Source organism: Luteitalea sp. (assembly GCF_022842525.1).
Taxonomy (GTDB): domain Bacteria; phylum Acidobacteriota; class Vicinamibacteria; order Vicinamibacterales; family Vicinamibacteraceae; genus Luteitalea.
This window is the reverse complement of the sequence record NZ_JALHPM010000377.1, coordinates 1-2586: the sequence shown is the minus strand read 5'-3', so window position 1 is coordinate 2586 and position 2586 is coordinate 1. Positions and strand designations below refer to the sequence as shown.

Sequence of the window (2586 nt, the reverse complement as noted above, 5' to 3'; positions counted from 1 at the left end):
CCGAAGCGTGCAACGCCGCGCCGCTCTTGGAGTGCGCAGGTGCGATCACCCACGAGTTCGACGCTTTCGTCATGCGTGGCGCGCCACCGCTGATCGTCGCGACGGCACTCGGCACGGTGGGCGGTGACCAAGCCTGCACGGCGGCCGCCAAACGCGAAGCATCGCCACCGAGGCGATCGAAGACCTCACGATAGTCCGCCCCCTGATCCATGAGCGTGAGCGCGAACCAGCTCTGGTAGAACCCCACGACCGTCACATCCTCCACCGTCCACGGCGCTGGCGCGAACCCGAGCAGCGTGAACTCGGGCGGCAGCGGCCTCGCCTGCGCGACCCAAGCGTTCACGCCGGCGACGTACTCTTCCAGTTCACGCCGCACCACCGCGTCGAGCGACACCACGTCGCGGCGTGTCTGCCGGTCGAACCCGAGCCGTCGCTGCGCAGCGTCCAGCTCCTTGGCGATCGGCCCGAACAACTCCGAGAGCTGTCCGCGCGCCATGCGCCGGGTGAGCTCCATCTGGAAGAGTCGCTCCGACGCGTGCAGCCAACCGAGCGCGAATCGCGCATCGGCATTCGTCTTGGCGTACACCTGCGGCACGCCGCGCGCGTCGAACAGGATCTCGACCGCCGAGCCGAGTCCGGCGAGGGTGATGCTTCCGCTCTCCTGCGCTACCGACCGGGCGAGGTAGGATCGCCCGCCGTACCATAGGGCAAGTGCCAGCACGAAGAGGACGAGCAGCAGGCCCGTCAGCAAGCGGGAGAATCGGCGCATGATTGGAAGATACGCATCCTCCCCAGCGAAGCACGAGCGTCGTACGTTCTAGCCTTGTCCCTGCTCTTCCCACCCCAGTGCGTGGAGATCCATCGTGATCCACCAGCGTCTCCGGACCCTTGCTGCTGCGCTCCTCGTGAGCGCGCTCGCGGCGATCGCGGTCCAAGCCCAGATCCCCGTTGCGACCGAGTTCGAATCACTCCACTTCCGGTCCATCGGGCCGGCGACGATGTCGGGCCGCGTCGCCGACCTCGCAGTCTATGAGGCGAATCCCGCCGTCTTCTACGTGGGCACTGCACACGGTGGCGTTTGGAAGACGACGTCCAACGGTGCGACCTGGACTCCGCTCCTCCAGCACGAGGGGCTCATGTCGATCGGCGACGTGACCATCTCGCAAACCAACCCGGACCTGCTCTGGGTCGGCACCGGTGAGTCGAACAACCGGCAGTCGATCGGCTGGGGCGAAGGCGTCTACAAGTCGACCGACGGCGGCAAGACGTTCACGCACATGGGACTGCGCGCCTCGAAGCACATCAACGAGATCATCATCGATCCGACGAACAACGACATCGTGTACGTCGCCGCAGCGGGCCCACTCTGGGGCTCCGGCGGCGAGCGTGGCGTCTACAAGACCACCGACGGCGGCAAGACCTGGCACCTCATCCTCAAGGGCGACGATGACACCGGCGCGAACGACGTCGTCATGTCGGCCGCGAACCCGAAGGTCCTGTTCGCCTCCATGTACCAGCGTCGCCGCACCACCTGCTGCATGAACGGCGGTGGTCCCGGTTCGGCGCTCTACAAGTCCGTCGACGGCGGCGAGAACTGGACCAAGGTCGGCGGTGGCTACCCCACCGGTGACCTCGGCCGCATCGCCGTCGATATCGCGCCCTCCGATCCGTCCATCGTGTACTCGCTGGTCGAGGCCCCGAGCGCGGTGCCGCTCGACTCGGGCAAGACGGGACTCTGGCGCTCCAACGACGCCGGCGCGACCTGGCGCAAGGTGAGCAACACCAACCCGCGCCCGATGTACTTCTCCAAGCTCCGCATCGACCCGTCCAACGCCGAGACCGTGTACTACGGCGGCGTCGGTCTGCAGATGAGCATCGATGGCGGCAAGTCGGTCGAGACCGACGCGGCGATGGTGACGCACGACGACGTGCACGCCATTTGGGTGAATCCGCGCAATCCGCAGCATGTGCTCATCGGCAACGACGGTGGTCTCGCGGTCTCGTACGATCAGGCGAAGAGCTGGACGTTCGTCCCAAATCTGCCGGTCGGGTTGTTCTACCACGTGAGCTACGACATGGAGCGGCCGTTCAACATTTGCGGCGGCATGCAGGACAACTACAACTGGTGCGGACCCAGCGCCTCGCGCCACGGCGCCGGCATCTACAACTACGACTGGTTCCAGATCCTGGGCGGCGACGGCTTCGTCGCGCTGCCCGACCATCGCGATTCGCGCATCGTGTACACCGAATCGCAGGACGGCAACCTGATCCGTCGCAACACGGTGACCGGCGAGTCGCGCTCCATCCGCCCCACGCCGCTCAACGTCACGCCGGCGCCGGCCGCGGGTGAAGCGTTCCGCTTCCATTGGGATACGCCGCTCATCCGCTCGCCGCACAATCCGGGTGTGCTCTACGTGGGCGCGAACCGCGTGTTCCGCACCGACAACCGCGGCGACTCGTGGGCGATGATCAGCCCCGACCTTACGCGCAATCAGAGCCGCAACGACCTCATCACGATGGGCGTCAAGAACAGCGACATCAAACTCGCGCGCAACGACGGCATCTCGGCCTGGCCGGCGATCGTCG

1 protein-coding gene and 1 pseudogene are annotated in these 2586 nt (G+C 66.4%); one reads left to right on the top strand and one right to left on the bottom strand.

Annotation, left to right across the window (positions count from 1 at the left end; genetic code table 11):
- A partial coding sequence (locus Q0C41_RS31200) for a penicillin acylase family protein (protein WP_291990924.1) occupies positions 1-769 on the bottom strand: 769 nt, incomplete at its 3' end.
- 94 nt (positions 770-863) lie between these two features.
- Between Q0C41_RS31200 and Q0C41_RS31195 the strand changes: the two are divergent.
- Positions 864-2586: pseudogene (locus tag Q0C41_RS31195) on the top strand (glycosyl hydrolase); the annotation flags it as partial.